The organism is Burkholderia aenigmatica (genome assembly GCF_902499175.1).
Classification (GTDB): domain Bacteria; phylum Pseudomonadota; class Gammaproteobacteria; order Burkholderiales; family Burkholderiaceae; genus Burkholderia; species Burkholderia aenigmatica.
Genome location: NZ_CABVQC010000002.1, coordinates 229390 through 253628, shown reverse-complemented (window position 1 = coordinate 253628; position 24239 = coordinate 229390). Strand labels below are relative to the sequence as shown.

Sequence of the window (24239 nt, the reverse complement as noted above, 5' to 3'; positions counted from 1 at the left end):
GGCGCCGCCGCGAAACCGGCAGCCCAGCCGGCTGCCGAGAAGCCGGCCGCGCCGCGTCCCGCCGCCGTACAGGTGCCGACGCCGCGCGCTGCGGCCCGTGCGCCGCAGGCGGCCGAATCGCGCCAGGCCTCGCCGCCGTGGGAGGACATTCCGCCGGACGACTACGTACCGCTCAGCGCCGACGAGATGTTCGGCGGCCCGCCCGACGATGGCTTCGTGCCGGTGTTCGATAGCGGCCCCGACGATGTGCGCGTGATGCCGCAGCCGGCGGACACCCGTCCGTCCGCACCGGCCGACACGCGCCCGTTGCCGCCTGCGATCGCACTCGATCCGGTCGGCTTCGACGGCGAATGGCCGGCGCTGGCCGCGCGGCTGCCGCTCAAGGGCGTCGCGTACCAGCTCGCATTCAACAGCGAACTGACGGCCGTCGATGCGACGACGTTGAAACTTTCCGTGCCGGTGCCGCAATATGCGGACGCCGCGCAGGTGGCGAAGCTGAAGGCCGCGCTGGCCGATGCGCTCGGCAAGCCGGTCGAGGTGGCCGTCGAAGTCGGGCCCGCGCGGCGCACGGCAGCGGCACTCGATGCAGCCGCGCGCGCGGCGCGCCAGCGCGAGGCCGAGCAGGAGATTCAAGGCGATCCGTTCGTCCAGCAACTCGTGCGCGAATTCGGCGCGCGCATCGTCGAGGGTTCGGTGCGCCCGCTCGCCGACGCGGCGCCGGACGGCCCGCCGCCGACGCTGCATTGAACTGACCGCCCCGCGACAGGCACAATCACGCCCACACATTGGCCGGCACGCGCCGCGTGCCGGTTTTCACACGATCAAGAAGGAGTATTCCCATGTTGAAAGGCAACCTCGCCGGACTGATGAAGCAAGCGCAGCAAATGCAGGAAAACATGAAGAAGATGCAGGAGCAGCTTGCGCTGATCGAAGTCGAAGGGCAGTCGGGCGCCGGCCTCGTCAAGGTGACGATGACGTGCCGCAACGAAGTGCGTCGCGTATCGATCGACCCGAGCCTGCTCGCGGACGACAAGGACATGCTCGAGGATCTCGTCGCGGCTGCAGTCAACGACGCCGTGCGCAAGGCCGAAGCGACGTCGCAGGAAAAGATGAGCGGCATGACGTCGGGCCTGCCGCTGCCCCCGGGCTTCAAGCTGCCGTTCTGAGCGCAGCGTCCGTGCCACTTTTTGCTGCCGTATGAAACAGCCGTCCGCCCTGTCCGCTCTCGTCGAAGCGTTGCGCGTGCTGCCCGGCGTCGGGCCGAAATCCGCCCAGCGCATGGCGGTCCACCTGATGCAGCACGATCGGGAGGGCGCGGAGCGGCTCGGCCGGTCGCTGCTGTTCGCAACCGAGCACCTGCAGCACTGCGAGAAGTGCAACACGTTCACCGAAGCGCAGATCTGCGAGGTCTGCAGCGACGAAGAGCGTGATCCGACGCTGCTGTGCGTCGTCGAGACGCCTGCCGACCAGATCATGCTCGAGCAGACGATGACTTACCGCGGGCTGTATTTCGTGCTGATGGGCCGGCTGAGCCCGCTCGACGGGATCGGCCCGAAGGAAATCCATTTCGACCGTCTCGTGCGGCGCGCGTCCGACGGCGTCGTCAAGGAAGTCGTGCTCGCGACCAACTTCACGAACGAGGGCGAAGCCACCGCGCACTACCTCGGCCAGACGCTGAAGGCGCGCGGGCTCGCGGTCACGCGCCTCGCGCGCGGCGTGCCGGTGGGCGGCGAGCTCGAATATGTCGACGCGGGCACCATCGCCCGCGCGATGCTCGACCGTCGCACGATGTAAGCCGGGCGCCGCCGGCCGGCGGCGCCGTTCCTCATGCCAGGGAGACACATGAGCACCAGCCAGGGCCCGCTCGCGGGCGTCAAAGTGCTCGAATTCGGCACGCTGATCGCGGGACCGTTCGCGTCGCGGCTGTTTGCCGAATTCGGCGCGGAAGTGATCAAGATCGAGGATCCGAACGGCGGCGACCCGCTGCGCAAGTGGCGCAAGCTGCACCCGGAGCAGGGCGGCACGTCGCTGTGGTGGTCCGTCCAGGCGCGCAACAAGAAATCGGTCACGCTCAACCTGAAGGCCGACGCCGGCAAGGCGATCGCGCGGCAACTCGCGCGCGAGGCCGACATCGTGATCGAGAACTTCCGCCCGGGCCTGCTCGAAAAGCTCGGACTCGGCTACGACGTGCTGTCGGCCGACAACCCGGGTCTCGTGATGGTGCGCCTGTCCGGCTACGGGCAGACGGGCCCGTACCGCGACCGGCCCGGCTTCGGCGCGATCGCCGAATCGATGGGCGGGCTGCGTCACATCACCGGGTATCCCGACCTGCCGCCGCCGCGCATCGGCATTTCGATCGGCGACTCGATCGCCGCGCTGCACGGCGTGATCGGCGCGCTGATGGCATTGCATCACCGCAAGGTCAACGGCGGTGCGGGGCAGGTGGTCGACGTTGCACTGTATGAAGCCGTCTTCAACATGATGGAAAGCGTGGTGCCCGAATACGGCGTGTACGGGATGGTGCGCGAGCGCACCGGCGCGTCGCTGCCGGGCATCGTGCCGTCGAATACCTATGCGTGCCGCGACGGCAGCATCGTGATCGGCGGCAACAGCGATCCGATCTTCAAGCGGCTGATGAAGGCGATCGAGCGCGACGACCTCGCCGACGATCCCGCGCTCGCGCAAAACGACGGACGCGTGCCGCGCACGCAAGAGATCGACGACGCGATTGCCGCGTGGCTCGCGCCGCGCACGATCGATGAAGCGCTCGTCGTGCTCAATGCGGCCGATGTGCCGGCCGGGCGCATCTACAGCGCCGCCGACATGTTCACCGATCCGCAGTTCGTCGCGCGGCAGATGATCCAGCGCTTCAAGCTCGCCGACGGCACCGACATTCCGCTGCCGAACATCACGCCGAAGCTGTCGGACACGCCGGGCGAAACGCGCTGGCTCGGGCCGGAACTCGGCGAGCACACGGACGAGGTGCTGCGGGGCCTCGGCTACGACGCGCAGGCGATCGCCGCACTGCGCGACGCGGGTGCAATTTGAGCATCCTCGGGCCTGCCGCTTCACGCCACGCTCCCCGAAGGGGGTATTCCCCGAGGGGGCGTCGTTGGCGGCGGAACACCCCGGGCGGTTCGACGCTTTCCTGAGCGCGCGGAACGCCGCCGCGCAACGCGGCGGCACAGCGTGCGCGGGCACCCGCAGCGGTCCATCCGCAGCCGCCGGACTGTCGCTCTCGCGCCATCTTTCCTCGGTTACAATCGCCGGATGCGAATCCTACTCAGCAACGACGACGGCTATCTCGCCTCCGGTCTCGCCGCGCTCAGCGACGCGCTGCAGCCGCTGGCCGAACTCACGGTGATCGCGCCCGAGCAGAACTGCAGCGGCGCGTCGAATTCCCTCACGCTGTCGCGGCCGCTGTCGGTGCAGCGCGCGGCGAGTACGGGTTTCTTCTACGTGAACGGCACGCCGACCGATTCGGTGCACGTCGCGTTGACCGGGATGGCCGACGCCAGGCCGGATCTCGTCGTTTCCGGGATCAACAACGGCCAGAACATGGGCGAAGACACGCTCTATTCGGGGACAGTTGCGGCCGCCACCGAAGGCATCATGTTCGGCGTGCCGGCCATTGCGTTCTCGCTGGCCGACAAGGGCTGGGCTCATCTGGCGGACGCCGCGCGCGTCGCCGCGGAAATCGTCGAGCACTACCTTGCGCATCCGCTGCCGGGCCAGCCGCTGCTGAACGTGAACATTCCGAACCTACCTTACGACGAACTGAAAGGCTGGAAGGTCACGCGCCTCGGCAAGCGTCATCCGTCGCAGCCGGTGATTCGCCAGACCGACCCGCGCGGCGAACCGATCTACTGGATCGGCGCGGCGGGCGAAGCGATGGACGCCAGCGAAGGCACCGATTTCCACGCGGTCGCAAACGGTTTCGTGTCGATCACGCCGCTGCAGCTGGACCTCACGCATACGCAGATGCTTCCCGCGACGCGCGAATGGGCGCGCGCCGGAGGGCGGGCTTCATGAGCGGCGAGCGCGCGAAGCGGTTCCCGCTCGCGCTCGAAGATCTCAAGCGAGCGCCACGCAAGTCGGAAGGCCGGGCCGGCGAACGCCATGCGGCGGTCGCGGTATCGAAGGCCGCCGACAAGCCCGCCGCCGCGCTGAAACCGATTGCGGTGAAGCCTGCTGCGGCGCGCACGGCGTTGCCCGGCTCCGCGGCCGCGAAGCCCGCGACCGCGCCGAAGCCGACCGCGCTGAAGCCTGCGATGCCGAAGCCGGCCGCACCGAGCGTCGCGCCGGCCGGCGCGTTCGCGCTCACGTCGGAACGTGTGCGCGAACGGATGGTCGAACGGTTGCGCGCGAACGGCGTGACCGACGCGCGCGTGCTGGAAGCGATGGCGGCAGTGCCGCGTCACATGTTCGTGGATCCCGGGCTTGCGACGCAGGCCTACGAGGATTCGGCGCTGCCGATCGGCCATCAGCAGACCATTTCAAAGCCGTCGGTTGTCGCGCGCATGATCGAGCTCGCGATGGCCGGCCGCACACTCGAGCGCGTCCTCGAGATCGGCACGGGCTGCGGCTACCAGGCCGCCGTGCTGAGCCACGTGGCACGCGACGTGTATTCGATTGAACGCATCAAGCCGCTCTACGAGCGCGCGAAGCTGAACCTGCGGCCGCTGCGCGTGCCGAACATCCGTCTGCACTACGGCGACGGGCGTGTCGGCCTGCCGTCCGCGGCCCCGTTCGACGCGATCGTGATCGCGGCGGCGGGGCTCGACGTGCCGCAGGCGCTGCTCGAGCAGCTCGCGATCGGCGGGCGGCTCGTCGCGCCGGTCGGCGCGCAGAGCGGGCAGCACCAGGTGCTCACGCTCGTCGAGCGCGTCGCGCACGCGCAATGGAGAGAGTCACGGCTTGATCGCGTTTTCTTTGTCCCTTTAAAATCCGGAGTAATTTGAAACCGATGAGTATGTTGCGCGCGATGCAAAACAACCGTTCCAGGGAACCGCTCACGCTCGCCCAGCGCGCGATCTGCGTAGCTGCGTTCTCCACGCTACTGGCCGCCTGTGCGACGCGGCTCGACAACGCGCCCGTCGTCGATCGCTCCGGTTCGCTCGGCACGACCGGCACCGCGCAGCCCGCGGCGCCGCTTCCCCCTGCGCCACCGGGTTACTACCGGGTGAAGCCGGGCGACACGCTGTACCGGATCGCACTCGAAAACGGGCAGAACTATCGCGACATCGCCGCATGGAACAACCTGGCGAACCCGAATCAGATTGAAGTCGATCAGCTGCTGCGCGTTTCGCCGCAGGCCGGTGCCGCCGTTGCGGGCACGCAGGTCGCCGCGCCGATCGCGGGCGCAGCCGTTGCGACCGCGCCGCTCAGCAGCGGCCCGGCAACGCCGGCCGCCGGCACGTCGTCCTCGGTTGCGCCGCCGCCTGCCGCGGCTGCCGCATCGAGCGATACGGCCGCCGCGCCGAGCGGCCCCGTGACGTTCGCGTGGCCCGCGCGCGGTCCCGTGCTGAACGGTTTCGACGACGCGAAGAACAAGGGCGTCAATATCGGCGGTACGGTCGGCGAGACCGTGAAGGCGGCGGCCGACGGCCGCGTCGTCTACTCCGGCAATGGCCTGCGCGGCTACGGCAACCTCATTATCATCAAGCACGATGCAACTTACCTCACGGCGTATGCACACAATCGCGCTTTGATGGTAAAAGAGGGGGACGCGGTAACGAAGGGGCAGAAGATCGCCGAGATGGGGAACAGCGATTCCGACCGCGTGATGCTGCATTTCGAGGTTCGCCGGCAGGGTAAACCTGTCGATCCGCTGAAGTATTTGCCGCCTCAATAACCGAGACGACCATGCCGAAATCGAAGCGCCACGAGCCGCAAGCCGAGTCTGAGAAGATCAGTCGTGCCACGCAAGCGTCGGTGGGGCGAGCTGGTGCTTCGACGGACGACGAGGACGACGTCGCGGACAACGAGCGTGACCTCGAGGCACGCGACGCCGACGCGGACGGTGGCGACGATGAGCGCGAAGGCCGCTCGGAGGCGGCGCCCGACGTCGACGATTTCCGCACGATGCTGCAGGCCGAGCTCACGGCCGATACGATCCAGCATTACCTGAACCGCATCAGCGTGAAGCCGCTGCTCACCGTCGAGGAGGAGCAGCGCTATTCGCGTCTGGCCAAGGCCGGCGAATTCGAGGCGCGGCAGGTGATGATCGAGCGCAACCTGCGCCTCGTCGTCAGCATCGCGAAGGGGTATCTGAACCGTGGCGTGCCGCTGCTCGACCTGATCGAGGAAGGCAACCTCGGCCTGATGCACGCGATCGAAAAATTCGACCCGACGCGCGGCTTTCGTTTTTCGACCTACGCGACGTGGTGGATCCGGCAGAGCATCGAGCGGGCGATCATGAACCAGGCCCGCACGGTGCGCCTGCCCGTGCACGTGATCCGCGAGCTGAACCAGGTGTTGCGCGCGAAGCGCCACCTCGAAAAGAATTCGATGTCGACGGGCGAAGCGGCCGAGCGCCGGGAAGCCAGCATCGACGACATCGCCTATCTCACCGGCAAGACCGCCGAGGAAGTCACCGATATCCTCGCGCTCAACGAGCACACGGCGTCGCTCGACGCGCCGCTCGACCTCGACCCTGCGAGCAGCCTGCTCGACCTGCTGCCCGACGACCAGAGCCAGTCGCCCGACGCCGAGGTGCAACACCGCGAGCTCGAGACGCTGACGCGCGCGTGGCTGTCGCGGCTGTCCGACAAGCATCGCCATGTGATCGAGCGCCGCTTCGGCCTGAACCACATCGAACCGGCGACGCTCGAGGAGTTGGCCGACGAGATGGGGCTCACGCGCGAGCGCGTGCGCCAGATCCAGCAGGAAGCGCTGGTGCGCCTCAAGCGGTTTTTTGCCTCCAACGGCGTGCGCAAGGACGCCGTTCTGTAACTGATGACTCCGATTCTTGTTTTTGACATCGAGACGATTCCCGATGTCGACGGCATTCGCCGTCTGGAAGACCTGCCTGCGACGCTCGACGATGCCGCGGTGGCCGAACATGCGTTCGCCGCCCGTCGCGAGAAGACCGGTAGCGATTTCCTGCCGCACCACCTGCAGCGTATCGCAGCGATCTCGTGCGTGTTCCGCGACAACAACGGTTTTCGCGTGCGCTCGCTCGGCACGATGCAGGACAACGAGGCGACGCTGATCCAGTCGTTCTACCGCGTGATCGAGAAATACACGCCGCAGCTCGTGTCGTGGAACGGCGGCGGCTTCGATCTGCCGGTGCTCCATTACCGTGCGCTCGTGCACGGCATCCCCGCGTCCCGCTACTGGGATCTCGGCGAAGACGATCGCGAATTCAAGTGGAACAACTACATCTCGCGCTACCACTCGCGGCATACCGACCTGATGGATGTGCTTGCGATGTACCAGGCGCGTGCAAACGCGCCGCTCGACGCGCTCGCGAAGATGTGCGGCTTTCCGGGCAAGCTCGGGATGGACGGCAGCCAGGTGTGGCCGGCGTTCCAGAACGGGCAGATCGAGGAAATCCGCAACTATTGCGAAACCGATGTCGTCAATACCTACCTGCTGTATTGCCGGTTCCAGTTGATGCGCGGCGGTCTCACGCCGAGCGAATACGCGGATGAAATCCTGCTCGTGAAGAACTCGCTTGCACAGGAGCCTGCGTCGCACTGGGCCGAATACCTGGCCGGCTTCGACGCGTAGCGCGGGCGGGGCGCGCCGCGGCCGGCGTCGCGATCAATCGAGTTCGAGCAGCACCGGCTGGTGATCCGACACGCGCACATCGCCGTCGATCTCGCAGCGCGTGACGCGCGGCAGTAGCGTATCGGTCACGAACACGAAGTCGCACGCGAGCGGCCCCTCCGACCATTGCACCGTATCGTAGACGCCCGCCGTCGGCGGTGGCGTGCGGCCGGGGTGCCGAGCGACCCATGCGTCGACGAAACGCGGGGCGTCTGCGATCGGCTCCAGGAATCGGCAATAGGCATCGCTGCCGAATGCGCTGTTGAAATCGCCGCAGACGATCGCATCGCACGGCTGGCCGGTCGCGCTGAATGGCCCCTCGGCGGTTTCGGCGGGCGCCGGTCGTGCCGCGTGCGCGCAGGCCTCGCGATGCCGGTCGCGCAGTGCATCGACCTGAGCGAGCCGCTGGCGCGCCGAATAATATTCCAGATGCGTGGTGATCACCCGCAGCGGCCCGAAGGGCGCCTGCAGCTCGACGTCGAGCGCGACGCGCGGCATCGACGGCGCGCCGGCGTCGGCCGGCCACGGCAGCAACCGGCGGAGCACGCGCCCGACCGGGAGCCGGGTCGCGATCGCGTTGCCGAACTGGCGCCGCGGTGCACCGGCTTCGATGGGCGGCAGGTCGGCGCCGATCGCTTCGACGATCGTATGGCCGGGCAGCAGCGCTGCGAGTTCGGCGAACTGGTCGTTGCCGGGCCGGCCGGGCAGTGCGCCGAAGCCGCGCGTGACTTCCTGCAGGCATAGCACGTCGAAGTCGCCGAGCTCGTGGATTGCCGCGACGGTCCGCGAAAGATCGACGACGCCGTCCGCGTCCCGACCCCATTGGATGTTCCAGTCGATCAGTCGCATGGTCGAATCTCCTGTCGGGCGGATTGCGGGCGAGGACGGGTCCTGACCGGCTCCGCGGTCGCCCCGGCCGCGGGTGCTCCCGGGCCGCCTGTGTGGCCGCTCCCGCGCAATGCCGGGGCGTCTATGCTTAAGTATCGACGCTTGCGTCATGCAAAGCGGGCGATGCAGGCCTTCGTCGTCTACAATCTCGCCTTCTTCAACGTTTGTCAGGAAAAGCTGGTGTCCGAAGCCGTCCCCACTTCTGCGCGCAAATCAAGAAATGCGCCCGTCGCGCCCGGGCCCGCCCCGGTTCTCGAGATCGAATCGCTCGACATGGAAGCGCGCGGTGTCGGCCGCACGATCACCGAGGACGGCGAGCCGGGCAAGGTCATCTTCGTCGAGGGGGCGCTGCCGGGCGAGCGCGTGACCTATTCGAGCTTCCGCCGCAAGCCGAGCTACGAGCAGGCGACGGTTGTCGACATTCTGCGCCCGAGCGTGATGCGCACGCAGCCGAAGTGCACGTTCTTCGGCACCTGCGGCGGCTGTTCGATGCAGCATCTCGACATGCGCGCGCAGGTAGCGGTCAAGCAGCGCGTGCTCGAAGACAACCTGTGGCACCTGGCAAAGCTGCGCGCGGAAACGATGTTCGCGCCGATCCACGGCCCGTCGTGGGGCTATCGCTACCGTGCACGCCTGACCGTGCGCAACGTCGCGAAGAAGGGCGGCGTGCTGGTCGGATTCCACGAGAAGAAGAGCAGCTACGTTGCCGATATGACGAGCTGCGAAGTGCTGCCGCCGCATGTGTCGGCGATGCTCGTGCCGCTGCGCCGGCTCGTCGAAGGGCTGTCGATCCGCGATCGGATGCCGCAGATCGAGCTCGCGGTCGGCTCGGAAGTCACCGCGCTCGTGCTGCGTGTGCTGGAGCCGATCAACGCGGACGACGAGGCGTTGTTGCGCGCGTTCGCGGACGAGCACAAGGTGCAGTTCTGGCTGCAGCCGAAGGGCCCCGATACGGTGGCGCCGTTCTATCCGCTCGACGTGTCGCTCGACTACACGCTGCCGGAATTCGGTATCCGCATGCCGTTCAAGCCGACCGACTTCACGCAGGTCAACCATCAGATCAACCGCGTGCTGGTGGGCCGTGCGCTGCGCCTGCTCGCGCCGTCGCGCGACGACCGCGTGCTCGACCTGTTCTGCGGGATCGGCAACTTCACGCTGCCGCTCGCGCGGCTGTCGCGCGAAGTGATGGGCATCGAGGGCAGCGACACGCTGACGACGCGCGCGCTGGCGAATGCGCGCGAGAACGGTGTCGACGGCCACACGACGTTCGCGTGCCGGAACCTGTTCGAAGTGACGGGCGACGACATGCGTGCGCTCGGCGCATTCGACAAGTTCCTGATCGACCCGCCGCGCGAAGGCGCGCTCGCGGTGTCGAAGGCGCTAGCCGAGATCGCGCAGAGCGGTGAGGGCCCGCTGCCGAAGCGGATCGTCTATGTGTCGTGCAACCCGTCGACGCTGGCGCGCGACGCGGGCCTGCTCGTGCACGAGGCCGGCTACCGCCTGAAGGGTGCCGGTGTCGTGAACATGTTCCCGAATACGTCGCACGTCGAATCGATCGCGCTGTTCGAGCGCGACTGAACGCCGGGCGGTAGACGTAAAAAAACCGGCCCGCGGGCCGGTTTTTTCATGTTGCGTGGCGAACGTCAGTTGCGGTTGCCGCCGAAGATGCCGAGCAGCGCGAGCAGGTTCGTGAACACGTTGTACAGGTCGAGGTAGATCGCGAGCGTGGCCGAGATGTAGTTCGTCTCGCCGCCGTTCACGACGCGCTGGACGTCGAACAGCATGTACGCGGAGAAGATCGCGATCGCGAGTACCGACACGGTGAGCATCAGCGCCGGGAGTTGCAGGAAGATGTTCGCGACCGAGGCGAGCAGGATCACGATCACGCCCATGAACAGCCACTTGCCGAGCCCCGAGAAGTCGCGCTTGCTGACGGTGGCGATCGTCGCCATCGCGGCGAAGATGATGCCGGTGCCGCCGAACGCGAGCATGATCAGCGACGGGCCGTTCGAGAAGCCGAGGATGAAGCTCAGCAGCCGCGACAGCATCAGGCCCATGAAGAACGTGAAGCCGAGCAGCACGAACACGCCGGCCGCGCTGTTTTTCGTCCGCTCGATCGCGAACATGAAGCCGAACGCGATCGCGAAGAACGCGAGCAGGCTCATCATCGGGCTCGTGGCCGCGAACAGCGAGAAGCCCGTCGCGACGCCGACCCAGGCGCCCAGCACGGTCGGCACCATCGACAGCGCGAGCAGCCAGTACGTGTTCCGCAGCACGCGGTTGCGAACCTCGGCGGTGCTGACGGAACCGCCGCGGCCGAAATTGTACGGATAGTCGTTCATGGTTTCTCCTAACATTGAACGCATGGGCGTCCGGGGCCGGTTCGGCGCGCGCGGTGTGCGGCGCAGCAAACCGGAGCAGCTATGGCTAAGATACGTTCCGTGCCGGGAGGTTTCAATGGCCGGGCGGCACAAAACATATGGATTCTGAACCTTTCATGCGTGTAAGGGTTCAATCGCAATGATACACGGGATCGTGCTACAATAGCGGATTCATTTGAACCTGTAACTTCTTAATTTTTTGGAGTTTTTATGGCAATCGAGCGCACCCTGTCGATCATCAAGCCGGATGCGGTGGCAAAGAACGTGATCGGTCAGATCTACAGCCGTTTCGAAGGCGCCGGCCTGAAGATCGTCGCATCGCGCATGGCACACCTGTCGCGTGCTGACGCAGAGAAGTTCTACGCGGTTCACGCAGCGCGTCCGTTCTTCAAGGACCTCGTCGATTTCATGATCTCGGGCCCGGTGATGATCCAGGTTCTGGAAGGTGAAGGCGCGATCCTGAAGAACCGCGACCTGATGGGCGCGACGGATCCGAAGAAGGCAGAAAAGGGCACGATCCGCGCCGACTTCGCCGACAGCATCGACGCGAACGCCGTTCACGGCTCGGACGCTGCTGAAACGGCAGCGGTCGAAGTCGCGTTCTTCTTCCCGGAAATGAACGTTTACTCGCGCTAAGCCCTGGCTGGCAGCAAGTAGGCAGGATTCAGCGCACGCGGCAAGGCAGCACATCATGACGAGCGAAACTTCCGTCAATCTTCTCGACTTCGATGCCGAGGGTCTTGTCGCGTACTGCGGCAGCCTCGGCGAGAAGCCGTTCCGCGCCAAGCAGTTGCAGCGCTGGATCCATCAGTACAACGCTGGCGATTTCGACGGCATGACCGACCTCGCGAAGTCCTTGAGAGAAAAACTCAAGGGCCGCGCGTCGATCGGCATGCCCGAGATCGCCAGCGATCACGTTTCCGCCGACGGCACGCGCAAGTGGCTGATCGACGTCGGAAACGGCAATGCGGTCGAAACCGTGTTCATCCCGGAAGAGACGCGCGGCACGCTGTGCGTGTCGTCGCAGGCCGGGTGTGCGGTCAACTGCCGCTTCTGTTCGACGGGCAAGCAGGGCTTTTCCCGCAACCTGTCGACAGCCGAAATCATCGGCCAGCTACGGATGGCCGAATTTGCGTTGCGAGCGTCGCTGGGTCGCGCGCCCGGCCCGAACGGCAAGGCCGAACGGGTCGTCACCAACGTGGTGATGATGGGCATGGGCGAGCCGCTGCTGAATTACAGCGCGGTCGTGCCGGCGATGCGGCTGATGCTCGACGACAACGCGTACGGCCTGTCGCGCCGCCGCGTTACGCTGTCGACGTCCGGCGTGGTGCCGATGATGGATCGTCTCGGTGCCGAGCTGCCGGTCGCGCTGGCCGTTTCGCTGCACGCGCCGAACGATGCGCTGCGCGACGAGCTGGTGCCGCTCAACAAGAAGTATCCGCTGCGCGAGCTCATGGCCGCTTGCCAGCGTTATCTGAAAGTCGCACCGCGCGACTTCATTACTTTCGAATACTGCATGCTGGACGGCGTCAACGACACCGAAGCGCATGCGCGCGAACTGCTGGCCGTCACGCGCGACGTGCCGTGCAAGTTCAATCTGATCCCGTTCAATCCGTTTCCGGAATCGGGCCTCATCCGCTCGAAGCCGGAGCAGATCAAGCGCTTTGCACAGGTTCTCCTCGACGCGGGTGTCGTCACGACCGTGCGCAAGACGCGCGGCGACGACATCGATGCAGCGTGCGGCCAGCTGGCCGGCGCAGTGAAGGACCGCACGCGCCTCGCGGAACGAACGGGTGTGGCAGGGAAAATCATCGAAGTTCGGTCGGTTTGACATGGACGCCTGGCCGGGGATGCCAGGACCTTTTGGCGGTACAACACGCGAATAGCGATCGGTCGCGGCGCCTCGGCGTCGCGCATGGTATGGACAGTTGCGGGTGCTGCCGGCAGGAACCGGCGGCGGCCGCCAGTGAAGAAGAATCGACGCGAGGACAAGGATGAGTGAGCCGCAGCCGTCTAACGGCGCAGAGACGAATGGCGCGAAGCCGGCACCGGCAGGGTTGGAATCGCTTGCGGCGGTCGGCAGCCGGCTGGCGCAGCTTCGGGAGGCGAGGGGTTGGACCGTCGACGACGTGTCGGCGCGACTCAAGGTCGCACCGCCGAAGCTTCGGGCGCTCGAGGCCGGCGACATCAGCCATTTGCCCGGCGTGACGTTTGCGCTCGGCGTCGTGCGCAGCTACGCGAAGATGCTCGGCGTCGATCCGGAACCGTTCGCGCAGGCGTTGCGCCGTGAGCGCGGGGTGCCGGAAGTCGACCTGTCGATGCCCGCGTCGTCGGGGACGGATCTGCCGCGCGGTCGCGTGTCGATTCCGCTGGGCGGGTCGTCGCGGCATCACCCGTGGCTGTGGGGCACGGCGATCGTCGTCGTCGCGGTGGTTGCGGTACTGATGTGGCACACTGGCGGCGATTCGGCCAGCCTGCTTGCGCGCTTCAAGAGCGGCGACGCGGAGCATGCGTCGGCCGCGAGCGTGCCGGGGGCATCCTCGTCGTCAGTCGAAGAGGCGGCATCGAGCGGTGCGTCTGCCGTGGTCGCGAATGAGGTTCCGGCCCCGACTGCTGCTTCTGCCGCCCCGGCGCCGGTCGTTGCGTCGGCTGCTCCGGCACCTGCGCCCGTGGCGCCGGTCTTGACGGCGGCTGCATCGCAGCCCGTCGTGGCAACGACGGCGGCCAGCGCCGCCGCGCCGGCCCAGCCGGCGAGTGTCGTGGTGGCGGCCGGCCAGTCGATGATCGAGCTGAAGGTCAAGCAGGACAGCTGGTTCAGCGTGCGCGACAAGAGCGGCAAGGAGCTGTTCTCCGGGCTGGTGCACGGCGGCGAGGCGAAGCAGGTCGCTGGCGACGGGCCGTTCAAGGTCACGATCGGCAACAAGGCAGGCCTCGATACGGTTGCGTTCGACGGAAAACCTGTCGATCCGGCAAAATATTCGGCAGCGCGGGGTAATGTGGCGCGGTTCACGTTGCCCTGACGTCAAGCGCCGTGGCGAAGGCCTGTCGTCGATATCGGCAGGCCGTGATGGCACGGCGCTTTTTCAATTCATGCGCCGCGCCGCGGCGCATTCCGCGTAAATGGATCTATCGATGCAATCCGAAGCTCAATCCCCACGCAGCAGTCAGATTTGTTCAACCGAGCCGGTGTTCGGCGGGCATCAGCCGCGCCGCGTATCGCATGCGGTGGATGTCCGTTGGGGCGGGCAGCTCGTGACGATCGGCGGCGACGCGCCGGTGCGCGTGCAGTCGATGACGAATACCGACACGGCCGACGCGATCGGCACGGCAATCCAGATCAAGGATCTCGCGAATGCGGGCTCCGAACTGGTGCGCATCACGGTCAACACGCCCGAGGCCGCGGCCGCCGTGCCGGCGATCCGCGAGCAGCTCGACCGGATGGGCGTGACGGTGCCGCTCGTCGGCGATTTCCACTACAACGGCCACCTGCTGCTGCGCGACTACCCGGGCTGCGCGGAGTCGCTGTCGAAGTACCGGATCAACCCGGGCAACGTCGGCCAGGGCGCGAAGCGCGACACGCAGTTCGCGCTGATGATCGAAGCGGCCGCCAAGTACGACAAGGCGGTGCGGATCGGCGTGAACTGGGGCAGCCTCGACCAGGACCTGCTCGCGCGCATGATGGACGAGAACGGCGCGCGTGCGCAGCCGTGGGATGCGCAGAGCGTGATGTACGAGGCGCTGATCCAGTCGGCGATCGGCTCGGCCGAACGTGCGGTCGAACTGGGCCTCGGCCGCGACCGCATCGTGCTGTCGTGCAAGGTCAGCGGCGTGCAGGACCTGATCGCCGTGTACCGCGAGCTCGGCCGCCGCTGCGGCTTCGCGCTGCACCTCGGGCTGACCGAGGCGGGCATGGGCTCGAAGGGCATCGTCGCGTCGACGGCCGCGCTCGGCGTGCTGCTGCAGGAAGGGATCGGCGACACGATCCGCATCTCGCTGACGCCGGAACCGGGCGCGCCGCGCACGGGCGAAGTGATCGTCGGCCAGGAAATCCTGCAGACGATGGGCCTGCGCTCGTTTGCGCCGATGGTCATCGCGTGCCCGGGCTGCGGCCGCACGACGAGCACGTTGTTCCAGGAACTCGCGATGCAGATCCAGACCTACCTGCGCGAGCAGATGCCGGTCTGGCGCAAGGAATATCCGGGCGTCGAGAAAATGAACGTCGCGGTGATGGGCTGCATCGTCAACGGCCCGGGCGAATCGAAGCACGCGAACATCGGCATCAGCCTGCCGGGTTCGGGCGAAAACCCGGCCGCACCCGTCTTCATCGACGGCGAGAAGGTCAAGACGCTGCGCGGCGAGCGGATCGCCGAGGAATTCCAGCAGATCGTCAGCGACTACGTCGCACGCAATTACGGCCGCGCTGAGGCCACGAACTAATTCGTCCACACACACGATGACTGAACAAAAACGCAAGATCGAGAAGCTCACCGGCGTCAAGGGCATGAACGACATCCTCCCGCAGGATGCCGGCCTTTGGGAGTTCTTCGAAGCCACCGTGAAATCGCTGCTGCGCGCATACGGTTACCAGAACATCCGCACGCCGATCGTCGAGCACACGCAGCTCTTCACGCGCGGCATCGGTGAGGTCACCGACATCGTCGAGAAGGAGATGTACAGCTTCACCGACGCGCTGAACGGCGAGAACCTGACGATGCGCCCGGAAAACACCGCGGCGGTCGTGCGCGCGTCGATCGAGCACAACATGCTGTACGACGGCCCGAAGCGCCTGTGGTACATCGGCCCGATGTTCCGTCACGAGCGTCCGCAGCGCGGCCGCTATCGCCAGTTCCACCAGGTCGGCGTCGAGGCGCTCGGCTTTGCGGGTCCCGATGCGGATGCCGAGATCATCATGATGTGCCAGCGCCTGTGGGACGACCTCGGCCTGACCGGCATCAAGCTCGAGATCAACTCGCTCGGCCTCGCCGAAGAGCGTGCCGCGCACCGCGTCGAACTGATCAAGTACCTCGAGCAGTTCGCCGACGTGCTCGACGAGGATGCGAAGCGTCGCCTGTATACGAACCCGCTGCGCGTGCTCGATACGAAGAACCCCGCGCTGCAGGAAATCGCGCAGAACGCGCCGAAGCTGATCGACTTCCTCGGCGACGAATCGCGCACGCACTTCGAAGGGCTGCAGCGCCTGCTGCTCGCGAACAACATCCCGTTCAAGATCAATCCGCGTCTCGTGCGTGGTCTGGACTACTACAACCTGACCGTGTTCGAGTGGGTCACCGACAAGCTCGGCGCGCAGGGCACGGTTGCGGCCGGTGGTCGCTACGATCCGCTGATCGAGCAGCTCGGCGGCAAGCCGACCGCCGCGTGCGGCTGGGCGATGGGTATCGAGCGGATCCTCGAACTGCTGAAGGAAGAGGATCTTGCGCCCGAGCAGGAAGGTGTCGACGTGTACGTCGTGCACCAGGGCGAGACCGCACGTGAACAGGCGTTCATCGCGGCCGAGCGCCTGCGCGATACGGGCCTCGACGTGATCTTCCACTGCAGCGCCGACGGTGCGCCGGCCAGCTTCAAGTCGCAAATGAAGCGAGCCGACGCAAGCGGTGCCGCGTTCGCGGTGATCTTCGGCGAAGAAGAGGTTGCGAACGGGACGGTGGGCGTGAAAGCGCTGCGCGGTGCGGGCGGAGATGGGGAAAAGAACGTTCAGCAGACCGTACCGGTCGAAGGCTTGACCGAATTCCTAATCAATGCGATGGTTGCATCCGCCGAAGACGGCGACGACTGATCGCGCTGGCATCCGCTCGACAAGAAAGGCCTGAACAGGAAGGAATCGCTCGCCGATGAGTTATCACGACGAACAAGAATCGATTGAAAGTCTCAAGGCGTGGTGGGCCCGCTGGGGTAACCTCACCACGTGGATCGTGCTCGCGGCGCTCGTCGTCGCGGCCGGTTTCAACGGCTGGAACTACTGGCAGCGCCGTCAGGCTGCCGAGGCGTCCGGGCTGTACGAGCAGGTCCAGAAGGCCGCCGCCGCGAACGACAAGGCGACGATGGCCCGCGCGGCCGCCGACATGGAAGACAAGTTCGGCAGCACGCCGTATGCGCAGATGACGGCGCTCTCCGCTGCGAAGACGCTGTACGCGGCCGGCGACGCGGCAGGTGCGAAGGCGCAGTTGCAATGGGCCGTCGATCACGCCAAGGATGACGAGTACAAGCAGATCGCGAAGCTGCGTCTCGCGGCGCTGCTGCTCGACGAGAAGGCGTACGACGCGGGCCTCGCGCTGCTGTCGGGTACGCCGGTCGATGCATTCAAGGGCCTCGTGGCCGATCGCCGTGGCGATCTGCTTGCTGCGCAAGGCAAGACCGACGATGCGCGCGCGGCTTACAAGCTTGCGCTCGACGGCCTGTCGAAGGACGACCAGTCTGCGCGCCAGCTCGTTCAGTTCAAGCTGGACGCGCTCGGCGGCTGAACCCTGGTCCCCTCAACCTCTTAACTCTGCTTCGCTAACCGATGAATTTGCTGAAACGTTACGCTGTGCCCGTTGCCTGCGCGGCGGCTGTCCTCGCATTGGCGGCCTGCTCGTCGACGAAGGATGCGCGCCGCGTGCCGACGCCGCTCACCGAGTTCAAGCCCCAGATGGACGTGCAACAGGTCTGGAAGGCGGGCGTCGGCAAGGGCGGGCGCTACCTGTTCTCGCCGGTGGCCGTTGGCGACGCCGTCTATGCGGCGGGCGAAAACGGTTCGGTCGAGAAGATCGACGCGAAGACGGGCCAGACGCTCTGGCGCGCGAAGGTCGGTTCCGACCTGTCGGCCGGTGTCGGCAGCGACGGCAACCTGACCGCGGTCGGCGCGCTGAAGGGTGGCGTGTTCGTGCTGGGCCCGGACGGCAAGCAACTGTGGAAGACCAGCGTGCAGGGCGAGATCTTCTCGCCGCCGCTCGTCGGCAACGGCCTTGTAGTCATCCGCACGATCGATGGCCAGGTGATCGCGTTCAACGCGCAGACGGGCGAGCAGAAGTGGAACTACCGCAACCGCGCGGTGCCGCTGAACCTGCGCGTGTCGGCCGGCATGACGTTCGCGGGTGACGCGGCGGTGCTGGCGGGCTTCCCGGGCGGCGGGCTGGTCGCAATCAACCTGCAGACGGGTGAGCCGTTCTGGCAGACGCCGGTGTCGTTTCCGAAGGGCGTGACCGAGGTCGAACGCATCAACGACGTCAGCGGTCCGCCGACGCTCGTGGGCGCGGAAGCCTGCGCGGTGACGTTCCAGGGGCAGCTCGGCTGCTTCGATGCAAACTCGGGCCGCCCGCTGTGGGAAAAGGCGTTCTCGAGCCGCAGCGGTCTCGCGCAGGATGATTCGGTGGTCGCCGGCGGCGACGACTGGTCGGTCGTGACGGCGTACGACGCCGCTTCGGGCAACGAGCTGTGGCGCAACGACAAGCTGAAGAGCCGTGACGTCGGCGTGCCGTATCTGCTCGGGCACGCGGTCGTGATGGGCGATTACAAGGGCTTCGTGCACTTCCTGTCGCGCGAAGACGGTAGCTTCATCGCGCGGATGAAGACCGACGGCAGCGCGATTACGGCGGCGCCGGTCCTCGCGGGCAATACGCTCGTCGTGCAAACGAAGGACGGCGGCCTGTACGGATTCCGTCCGCGCTGACGCGCAGGAAACATGCGCGGCCGTGGTGTGACGGGCTTTGTCCCGCGCACCGCGGCCGCGCGATTTGAAGGCGGCCGGTGCTCCCGGCCGCTCGGTATTTGAAAGGCAGTTCGAGACGAAAGACGACGGCGCGCAACGCGCGCCAGGCGCGCGCATCCGGCGCGGCGCGAATTCGTGATATTTTCATTCAGCGCAGCCGCCCGCAGCAGCGGGCCTCCCGCTGCTGCGCTTCACCGTAGAAAACACAGATGAAACCGGTCATTGCCCTCGTTGGGCGCCCCAATGTGGGGAAATCCACGCTGTTCAACCGGCTCACGCGCTCGCGTGATGCGCTGGTCGCCGACTTGCCGGGCCTGACGCGCGATCGCCATTACGGCGAAGGGCGCGTCGGCGAGCGGCCGTACCTGGTCGTCGATACGGGCGGCTTCGAGCCCGTCGCGAAGGACGGCATCCTGCACGAGATGGCGCGCCAGACGCGGCAGGCCGTCGAGGAAGCCGACGTCGTCGTGTTCATCGTCGACGGCCGCAACGGGCTCGCGCCGCAGGACAAGTCGATCGCCGACTACCTGCGCAAGACCGGCCGGCCGATCTTCCTCGTCGTCAACAAGGCCGAGGGGATGAAGTACACGGCGGTCGCGACGGACTTCTACGAGCTCGGGCTCGGCGATCCGCGTGCGATCTCGGCTGCGCATGGCGACGGCGTCACCGACATGATCAACGAGGCGCTGGATGTCGCGTATGTGGACCGTCCGGAGGAAGAGGACGAGAACGACCCGTCGCGCGGCATCAAGATCGCGATCGTCGGCCGCCCGAACGTCGGCAAGTCGACGCTCGTGAACGCGCTGATCGGCGAGGATCGCGTGATCGCGTTCGACATGCCGGGCACGACGCGCGATTCGATCTACGTCGACTTCGAACGTAACGGCAAGAAATACACGCTGATCGATACGGCCGGCTTGCGCCGCCGCGGCAAGGTGTTCGAGGCGATCGAGAAATTCTCGGTCGTGAAGACGCTGCAGTCGATCTCCGACGCGAACGTCGTCATTCTTCTGCTGGATGCGCAGCAGGACATTTCCGACCAGGACGCGCACATCGCCGGCTTCGTCGTCGAACAGGGCCGCGCGCTCGTGATCGGCGTCAACAAGTGGGACGGGCTCGACGAGCATGCGCGCGAACGCGCGAAAGCGGATTTGACCCGCAAGCTGAAATTCCTCGACTTCGCGAAATCGCACTTCATTTCGGCCACGAAGAAGACGGGTATCGGCACGCTGATGCGCTCGGTCGACGACGCGTACGCGGCGGCGATGGCGAAGCTGCCGACGCCGAAGCTCACGCGCGCGCTGATCGAGGCGGTCGAGTTCCAGCAGCCGCGCCGTCGCGGCCCGGTGCGTCCGAAGCTGCGCTACGCGCACCAGGGCGGCCAGAATCCGCCGATCATCGTGATCCACGGTAACGCGCTCGACGCCGTGACGGAAACGTACAAGCGTTACCTGGAAAACCGGTTCCGCGAAACTTTCTCACTGACAGGGACTCCATTGCGCATAGAGTTCCGTTCGTCGAACAATCCGTACGCGGACAAGAGCTGAAGACGCCTGTTTCACGCGTCCCGCAAGGGGTTGGCCGCAAGGCCTACGCCCCGGGCGGGCCAGGCAAAATCGGCTATAGTGTAGCGATTGGCGCCGGATCTCTTTTTCTTCGCCGCCAATCCAGATCAACCTGCAAAAAAAGATGGAGTACGCCATGAGCAACAAAGGGCAATTGTTACAAGACCCGTTTTTGAACGCACTGCGCAAAGAGCACGTTCCCGTTTCGATCTACCTCGTTAACGGCATCAAGCTTCAAGGGAACATTGAATCGTTCGACCAGTACGTCGTGTTGCTCCGTAATACGGTGACCCAGATGGTGTACAAGCACGCCATCTCGACGGTCGTGCCGGCGCGCCCGGTGAATTTCCACCCGGACGCGGAAGCCTCGTCCTAACCTATCGCAGCGGCCGGCATCCGGTCGCCGCGAGCGACCGATGCCAGCCGCCTTATCTTGACACCTGAAAATTTGATCAACGCAGCGCTCGTCGGCATTGATTTCGGCAAGACCGATTTCGAAGCCAGTCTCGAAGAACTCAGTCTTCTCGCCTCCAGCGCCGGGGCCCGTCCCGCCGTCACCCTCACAGGCCGTCGCGCCAGTCCCGATGCCAAGATGTTCATCGGCAGCGGCAAAGCCGAAGAGCTCCGGCTCGCCTGCGACGCGCACAACGTCGAAATCGTCATCTTCAACCACGCACTGGCGCCAGCCCAGCAACGTAATCTGGAGCAGGCACTTAACAGGCGTGTGGTCGATCGCACCAGCCTCATCCTCGACATCTTTGCGCAGCGCGCCCGCAGCCACGAAGGCAAGCTGCAGGTCGAACTCGCACAGCTTCAGTATCTGTCGACGCGACTCATTCGCGCATGGACCCACCTTGAACGTCAGAAGGGCGGTATTGGCCTGCGCGGCCCGGGTGAAACGCAGCTCGAAACCGACCGCCGACTGATCGGCGAGCGCATCAAGATGCTGAAGTCGCGGCTCGACCGGCTGCGCCGGCAACACAGTACGCAACGCCGGCAGCGTGCGCGCAGCGGCACGATGTCGGTGTCGCTCGTCGGCTATACGAACGCGGGCAAATCGACGCTGTTCAATGCGCTGACGAAAGCGCAGGCATATGCGGCCGACCAGCTGTTCGCTACGCTCGACACGACGTCGCGTCGCGTGTACCTCGGCGACGAGGTCGGCCAGATCGTCGTGTCGGATACGGTCGGGTTCATCCGCGAGTTGCCTCACCAACTGGTCGCCGCATTCCGCGCGACCCTCGAGGAAACGATCCACGCGGATCTGCTGCTGCACGTGGTCGATGCGTCGAGCGCGGTCAGGCTTGAACAGATCGAGCAGGTCAACGGCGTGCTGCACGAGATCGGCGCGGACACGATCCGGCAGGTGCTGGTATTCAACAAGATCGACGCCGTGCCTGAGCTGGCGGCCCGCGGCGACGCGGTCGAGCGGGACGAGTATGGTAATATTTCGCGCGTCTTTTTGAGCGCGCGCACCGGTCAGGGTCTTGACGCGTTGCGTGCCGCCATCGCCGAAATCGCCTCCGCGGAACACCTTTCCAGCGCGACGTTACCCAACGGCGCGTTCGACGGCGCTCCCGCTGAACCACACGAAGACCACACGATTTCCGAACACGGGCGCTAACCGGTCCCGGCCGGTTCGCCGGCGTCTAATCTGGTGAACAAACTCTGGTGAACGAATACAACGAACGGAGTACCTGGCGGCGGATGCGCGCCTTGCTGTCGATCAACGATCCCCGCTGGGGACGCGGCGAAGGCAATGGCAAGGATGGATCCCGTCCCCGTGCGAACGAATCGAAGCGGCCGCAAGGCGGCGACGGCGATGGCCCGCCCGATCTCGACGAGATGTGGCGCAACTTCAACCGGCGCCTGAACGGCCTTTTCGGCGGCAAGGGCGGCAACGGTTTCCGTCCTGACAACGGGCGAGCCGCGCGAGTCGGCGTCGGCATCGTGATCGGCGTGCTGGTCGCGGTCTACGCGGGCAGCGGGCTGTTCGTCGTGCAGGACGGCCAGACGGGCGTCGTGCTGCAACTCGGCAAGCTGTCGGGCACGGTCGGTCAGGGCGTGCACTGGCGCGCGCCGTATCCGTTCGCGTCGCATGAAATCGTCGATACGTCGCAGGTCCGCTCGATCGAGATCGGCCGCAACAACGTCGTGCGTCTCGCGAACGTGAAGGAAGCGGCGATGCTGACGCGCGATGCCGATATCGTCGACGTGCGTTTCATCGTCCAGTACCGGATCCGTTCCGCGACCGATTACCTGTTCCGCAGCGTCGATCCCGAGCGCAGCGTCTCGCAGGCCGCCCAGGCCGCGGTACGCGCGATCGTCGGTACGCGCAGCGCGGCCGACGTGCTGAACCAGGATCGTGACGCGCTGCGCGAGCAGCTGTCCACTGCGATCCAGCGCGATCTCGATCGCTACCAGTCGGGGCTCGAGGTGACGGCCGTCACGATGCAAAGCGTGGCGGCGCCCGAGCAGACGCAGGCCGCGTACGGCGAAGTCGCGAAGGCGCGCGACGAGCGCGAGGCCGCGAAGCGTGCTGCACAGGCGTATGCAAGCGACCTGCTGCCGAAGGCGCAGGGCGATGCCGCGAAGCTCGTCGACGAAGCGAAGGCGTATGCCGATCGCGTGGTCACGGAAGCCGAAGGCGATGCCGACCGCTTCAAGCAGGTCTACGCGCAGTACTCGAAGGCGCCCGCGGTGATCCGCGAGCGGATGTATCTCGAGACGATGCAGGAAATCTATTCGAACTCGACGAAGGTGTTCGTCGGCAACAAGGGCGGCAACAGCGTCGTGTATCTGCCGCTCGACAAGCTCGTCGAGCAGGGGCGGCAAAACGCCGCGGCGTCCACTGGCGCATCCGCGCCCGATGCGGCGTCGGCACCGGCGGCCGTCGCGCCGGCTGCAGCGGCACCCGCGAGTGCGGCGTCGGCAGCGTCGGGCAACGACGTGCTGCGATCGCGCGAAGTGTTTCGCAGCCGGTCGCGCGAAGACGATCTGAAGTAACGGGGAGCGCAGAACATGAACCGAATCATTGCGCTCGTCGTCGCAATCGTGATCGTTGCCTTCGCGGCATCGTCGACCGTCCTTACCGTCGATCCGCGCCACACAGCCGTGCTGTCGGGGCGCGACGGCGCGCAGCCCGAGCTGGCTGGCCCCGGCATCCATTTCAAGTTGCCGCCGCCGCTGCAGACGGCCACGCTGATCGACACGCGCCTGCAATCGCTCGAGTCGTCGGATCCGCTGCAACTGGCAACGGAAGACAAGCACGACCTGCTCGTCGCCTATGCGGTGAAATACCGGATCAGCGATCCGATGAAGTATTTCACGGCGACGGGTGGCGACCCGGCGGCAGCCGGCGAACGTCTGGCCGGCGCGCTGAAGAGCGCACTCGGCGACGCGTTCGGCAAGCGCGCGCTCGACGACGCGCTCGGCGGCCAGCGTGCGATCGCCGATGCGGCCCGCGACGAAGCGAAGGCGAAGGCGTCCGGGTTCGGCGTCGACGTGGTCGACGTCCAGTTGATGCGCGTCGACTTGCCCGCCGCGCAAACCGACGCCGTCTATCAGCGGATGATCGGCGCGCTGCGCGATCAGGCGGCGCAGGTGCGTGCGCAAGGCGCTGCCGACGTCGAGCAGATCAAGGCCGATGCCGAACGCGAACAGCAGGCCGTGCTCGCGAACGCGTACAAGTCCGCGCAGACGATCAAGGGCGAGGGCGATGCGAAGGCTGCGACGATTGCCGCCGACGCGTTCGGCCGCGATCCGCAGTTCTATCAGTTCTACGCGAGCCTGCAGGCTTACCGGAACACGTTCAAGCGCAACGACATCATCGTCGTCGATCCCGACAGCGAGTTCTTCCGCTTCATGCGCAGCCCGACGGGCGGTGCCGCACCGGCGGCGCCTGCTCCCCGCAAACACTGACCTTGG

At 66.2% G+C, this 24239-nt stretch carries 24 protein-coding genes; 22 read left to right on the top strand and 2 right to left on the bottom strand.

Annotation, left to right across the window (positions count from 1 at the left end; genetic code table 11):
• The 9 genes from BDO18943_RS02950 to BDO18943_RS02910 all read left to right on the top strand — a co-directional run.
• Window positions 1–747 (top strand): DNA polymerase III subunit gamma/tau C-terminal domain-containing protein (locus BDO18943_RS02950; RefSeq protein ID WP_321533520.1); only part of this gene is annotated, 747 nt, incomplete at its 5' end.
• A gap of 92 nt (window positions 748–839) precedes the next feature.
• Window positions 840–1166 (top strand): YbaB/EbfC family nucleoid-associated protein, encoded by a 327-nt coding sequence (locus BDO18943_RS02945; protein ID WP_043188249.1) that lies wholly within the window; start codon window positions 840–842, stop codon window positions 1164–1166.
• A 31-nt stretch (window positions 1167–1197) separates the two neighbouring features.
• Window positions 1198–1794: a recombination mediator RecR gene (gene recR, locus BDO18943_RS02940; protein WP_006478665.1), complete on the top strand. Its 597-nt coding sequence runs from the start codon at window positions 1198–1200 to the stop codon at window positions 1792–1794.
• A gap of 48 nt (window positions 1795–1842) precedes the next feature.
• A complete protein-coding gene (locus BDO18943_RS02935; RefSeq protein WP_043188252.1) occupies window positions 1843–3048 on the top strand; it encodes a CaiB/BaiF CoA transferase family protein in 1206 nt (401 codons plus the stop codon).
• A gap of 222 nt (window positions 3049–3270) precedes the next feature.
• A complete protein-coding gene (gene surE, locus BDO18943_RS02930) occupies window positions 3271–4032 on the top strand; it encodes a 5'/3'-nucleotidase SurE (RefSeq protein ID WP_175021150.1) in 762 nt (253 codons plus the stop codon).
• Complete coding sequence (locus BDO18943_RS02925) at window positions 4029–4961, top strand: protein-L-isoaspartate(D-aspartate) O-methyltransferase (RefSeq protein ID WP_175021149.1); 933 nt, start codon at window positions 4029–4031, stop codon at window positions 4959–4961. The genes surE and BDO18943_RS02925 overlap by 4 nt, the downstream gene beginning before the upstream one ends.
• Window positions 4962–4966: 5 nt before the next feature.
• Window positions 4967–5854 (top strand): peptidoglycan DD-metalloendopeptidase family protein, encoded by an 888-nt coding sequence (locus tag BDO18943_RS02920; RefSeq protein WP_175021148.1) that lies wholly within the window; start codon window positions 4967–4969, stop codon window positions 5852–5854.
• Window positions 5855–5865: 11 nt separating this feature from the next.
• Window positions 5866–6954 (top strand): RNA polymerase sigma factor RpoS, encoded by a 1089-nt coding sequence (gene rpoS / locus BDO18943_RS02915; protein WP_174959257.1) that lies wholly within the window; start codon window positions 5866–5868, stop codon window positions 6952–6954.
• Between the two features lie 3 nt (window positions 6955–6957).
• Window positions 6958–7734, top strand: coding sequence for a 3'-5' exonuclease (locus BDO18943_RS02910; protein WP_043188263.1), 777 nt, complete (start codon window positions 6958–6960; stop codon window positions 7732–7734).
• Between the two features lie 33 nt (window positions 7735–7767).
• Here the strand turns inward: BDO18943_RS02910 and BDO18943_RS02905 are convergent, their stop codons facing one another.
• Window positions 7768–8622: an endonuclease/exonuclease/phosphatase family protein gene (locus tag BDO18943_RS02905; RefSeq protein WP_175021158.1), complete on the bottom strand. Its 855-nt coding sequence runs from the start codon at window positions 8620–8622 to the stop codon at window positions 7768–7770.
• Between the two features lie 162 nt (window positions 8623–8784).
• Here BDO18943_RS02905 and rlmD point away from each other — a divergent pair, with 162 nt between their 5' ends.
• Complete coding sequence (rlmD, locus tag BDO18943_RS02900; protein WP_374101873.1) at window positions 8785–10239, top strand: 23S rRNA (uracil(1939)-C(5))-methyltransferase RlmD; 1455 nt, start codon at window positions 8785–8787, stop codon at window positions 10237–10239.
• A gap of 65 nt (window positions 10240–10304) precedes the next feature.
• Here rlmD and BDO18943_RS02895 read toward each other — a convergent pair whose 3' ends face one another.
• Entirely contained in the window at window positions 10305–11003 is a 699-nt protein-coding gene (locus BDO18943_RS02895) for a Bax inhibitor-1/YccA family protein (RefSeq protein WP_006761414.1), read from the bottom strand.
• Window positions 11004–11252: 249 nt separating this feature from the next.
• On the opposite strand from BDO18943_RS02895, the gene ndk reads away from it, so the two are divergent.
• From ndk to hflC, 12 genes are all read left to right on the top strand, one after another.
• Window positions 11253–11678, top strand: a complete 426-nt coding sequence (gene ndk, locus BDO18943_RS02890; protein ID WP_011352265.1) for a nucleoside-diphosphate kinase — start codon at window positions 11253–11255, stop codon at window positions 11676–11678.
• A gap of 55 nt (window positions 11679–11733) precedes the next feature.
• On the top strand, window positions 11734–12873 hold the full coding sequence (gene rlmN, locus BDO18943_RS02885; RefSeq protein WP_043188276.1) for a 23S rRNA (adenine(2503)-C(2))-methyltransferase RlmN: 1140 nt from the start codon (window positions 11734–11736) through the stop codon (window positions 12871–12873).
• 163 nt (window positions 12874–13036) lie between these two features.
• A complete protein-coding gene (locus tag BDO18943_RS02880; protein ID WP_175021147.1) occupies window positions 13037–14062 on the top strand; it encodes a helix-turn-helix domain-containing protein in 1026 nt (341 codons plus the stop codon).
• Window positions 14063–14174: 112 nt separating this feature from the next.
• Entirely contained in the window at window positions 14175–15479 is a 1305-nt protein-coding gene (gene ispG / locus BDO18943_RS02875; protein ID WP_043188280.1) for a flavodoxin-dependent (E)-4-hydroxy-3-methylbut-2-enyl-diphosphate synthase, read from the top strand.
• A gap of 16 nt (window positions 15480–15495) precedes the next feature.
• Complete coding sequence (gene hisS / locus BDO18943_RS02870; RefSeq protein WP_175021146.1) at window positions 15496–16836, top strand: histidine--tRNA ligase; 1341 nt, start codon at window positions 15496–15498, stop codon at window positions 16834–16836.
• A gap of 55 nt (window positions 16837–16891) precedes the next feature.
• The gene (locus BDO18943_RS02865) at window positions 16892–17521 is read left to right on the top strand and encodes a tetratricopeptide repeat protein (RefSeq protein WP_043188288.1); all 630 of its coding nucleotides are present in this window, start codon (window positions 16892–16894) and stop codon (window positions 17519–17521) included.
• Between the two features lie 41 nt (window positions 17522–17562).
• The gene (gene bamB / locus BDO18943_RS02860) at window positions 17563–18708 is read left to right on the top strand and encodes an outer membrane protein assembly factor BamB (RefSeq protein ID WP_175021145.1); all 1146 of its coding nucleotides are present in this window, start codon (window positions 17563–17565) and stop codon (window positions 18706–18708) included.
• A gap of 248 nt (window positions 18709–18956) precedes the next feature.
• A complete protein-coding gene (der, locus tag BDO18943_RS02855; RefSeq protein WP_175021144.1) occupies window positions 18957–20294 on the top strand; it encodes a ribosome biogenesis GTPase Der in 1338 nt (445 codons plus the stop codon).
• Window positions 20295–20448: 154 nt separating this feature from the next.
• Window positions 20449–20688 carry an RNA chaperone Hfq gene (hfq, locus tag BDO18943_RS02850; protein ID WP_006399927.1) on the top strand — a complete coding sequence of 80 codons (240 nt, stop codon included), beginning with the start codon at window positions 20449–20451 and terminating at the stop codon, window positions 20686–20688.
• 72 nt (window positions 20689–20760) lie between these two features.
• Window positions 20761–21936, top strand: a complete 1176-nt coding sequence (gene hflX / locus BDO18943_RS02845) for a GTPase HflX (protein ID WP_175021157.1) — start codon at window positions 20761–20763, stop codon at window positions 21934–21936.
• Window positions 21937–21983: 47 nt separating this feature from the next.
• Window positions 21984–23318, top strand: a complete 1335-nt coding sequence (hflK, locus tag BDO18943_RS02840; protein ID WP_175021143.1) for an FtsH protease activity modulator HflK — start codon at window positions 21984–21986, stop codon at window positions 23316–23318.
• Between the two features lie 15 nt (window positions 23319–23333).
• Entirely contained in the window at window positions 23334–24233 is a 900-nt protein-coding gene (gene hflC / locus BDO18943_RS02835) for a protease modulator HflC (RefSeq protein ID WP_175021142.1), read from the top strand.
• Window positions 24234–24239 lie beyond the last annotated feature (6 nt).

Excerpts from the sequence above, each read along its gene's own strand:
- BDO18943_RS02945 (WP_043188249.1), top strand. The coding sequence starts at position 840 with ATGTTGAAAGGCAACCTCGCCGGACTGATGAAGCAAGCGCAGCAAATG.
- recR (WP_006478665.1), top strand. The coding sequence starts at position 1,198 with ATGAAACAGCCGTCCGCCCTGTCCGCTCTCGTCGAAGCGTTGCGCGTG.
- BDO18943_RS02935 (WP_043188252.1), top strand. The coding sequence starts at position 1,843 with ATGAGCACCAGCCAGGGCCCGCTCGCGGGCGTCAAAGTGCTCGAATTC.
- surE (WP_175021150.1), top strand. The coding sequence starts at position 3,271 with ATGCGAATCCTACTCAGCAACGACGACGGCTATCTCGCCTCCGGTCTC.
- BDO18943_RS02925 (WP_175021149.1), top strand. The coding sequence starts at position 4,029 with ATGAGCGGCGAGCGCGCGAAGCGGTTCCCGCTCGCGCTCGAAGATCTC.
- BDO18943_RS02920 (WP_175021148.1), top strand. The coding sequence starts at position 4,967 with ATGAGTATGTTGCGCGCGATGCAAAACAACCGTTCCAGGGAACCGCTC.
- rpoS (WP_174959257.1), top strand. The coding sequence starts at position 5,866 with ATGCCGAAATCGAAGCGCCACGAGCCGCAAGCCGAGTCTGAGAAGATC.
- BDO18943_RS02910 (WP_043188263.1), top strand. The coding sequence starts at position 6,958 with ATGACTCCGATTCTTGTTTTTGACATCGAGACGATTCCCGATGTCGAC.
- BDO18943_RS02905 (WP_175021158.1), bottom strand. The coding sequence starts at position 8,622 with ATGCGACTGATCGACTGGAACATCCAATGGGGTCGGGACGCGGACGGC.
- rlmD (WP_374101873.1), top strand. The coding sequence starts at position 8,785 with ATGCAGGCCTTCGTCGTCTACAATCTCGCCTTCTTCAACGTTTGTCAG.
- BDO18943_RS02895 (WP_006761414.1), bottom strand. The coding sequence starts at position 11,003 with ATGAACGACTATCCGTACAATTTCGGCCGCGGCGGTTCCGTCAGCACC.
- ndk (WP_011352265.1), top strand. The coding sequence starts at position 11,253 with ATGGCAATCGAGCGCACCCTGTCGATCATCAAGCCGGATGCGGTGGCA.
- rlmN (WP_043188276.1), top strand. The coding sequence starts at position 11,734 with ATGACGAGCGAAACTTCCGTCAATCTTCTCGACTTCGATGCCGAGGGT.
- BDO18943_RS02880 (WP_175021147.1), top strand. The coding sequence starts at position 13,037 with ATGAGTGAGCCGCAGCCGTCTAACGGCGCAGAGACGAATGGCGCGAAG.
- ispG (WP_043188280.1), top strand. The coding sequence starts at position 14,175 with ATGCAATCCGAAGCTCAATCCCCACGCAGCAGTCAGATTTGTTCAACC.
- hisS (WP_175021146.1), top strand. The coding sequence starts at position 15,496 with ATGACTGAACAAAAACGCAAGATCGAGAAGCTCACCGGCGTCAAGGGC.
- BDO18943_RS02865 (WP_043188288.1), top strand. The coding sequence starts at position 16,892 with ATGAGTTATCACGACGAACAAGAATCGATTGAAAGTCTCAAGGCGTGG.
- bamB (WP_175021145.1), top strand. The coding sequence starts at position 17,563 with ATGAATTTGCTGAAACGTTACGCTGTGCCCGTTGCCTGCGCGGCGGCT.
- der (WP_175021144.1), top strand. The coding sequence starts at position 18,957 with ATGAAACCGGTCATTGCCCTCGTTGGGCGCCCCAATGTGGGGAAATCC.
- hfq (WP_006399927.1), top strand. The coding sequence starts at position 20,449 with ATGAGCAACAAAGGGCAATTGTTACAAGACCCGTTTTTGAACGCACTG.
- hflC (WP_175021142.1), top strand. The coding sequence starts at position 23,334 with ATGAACCGAATCATTGCGCTCGTCGTCGCAATCGTGATCGTTGCCTTC.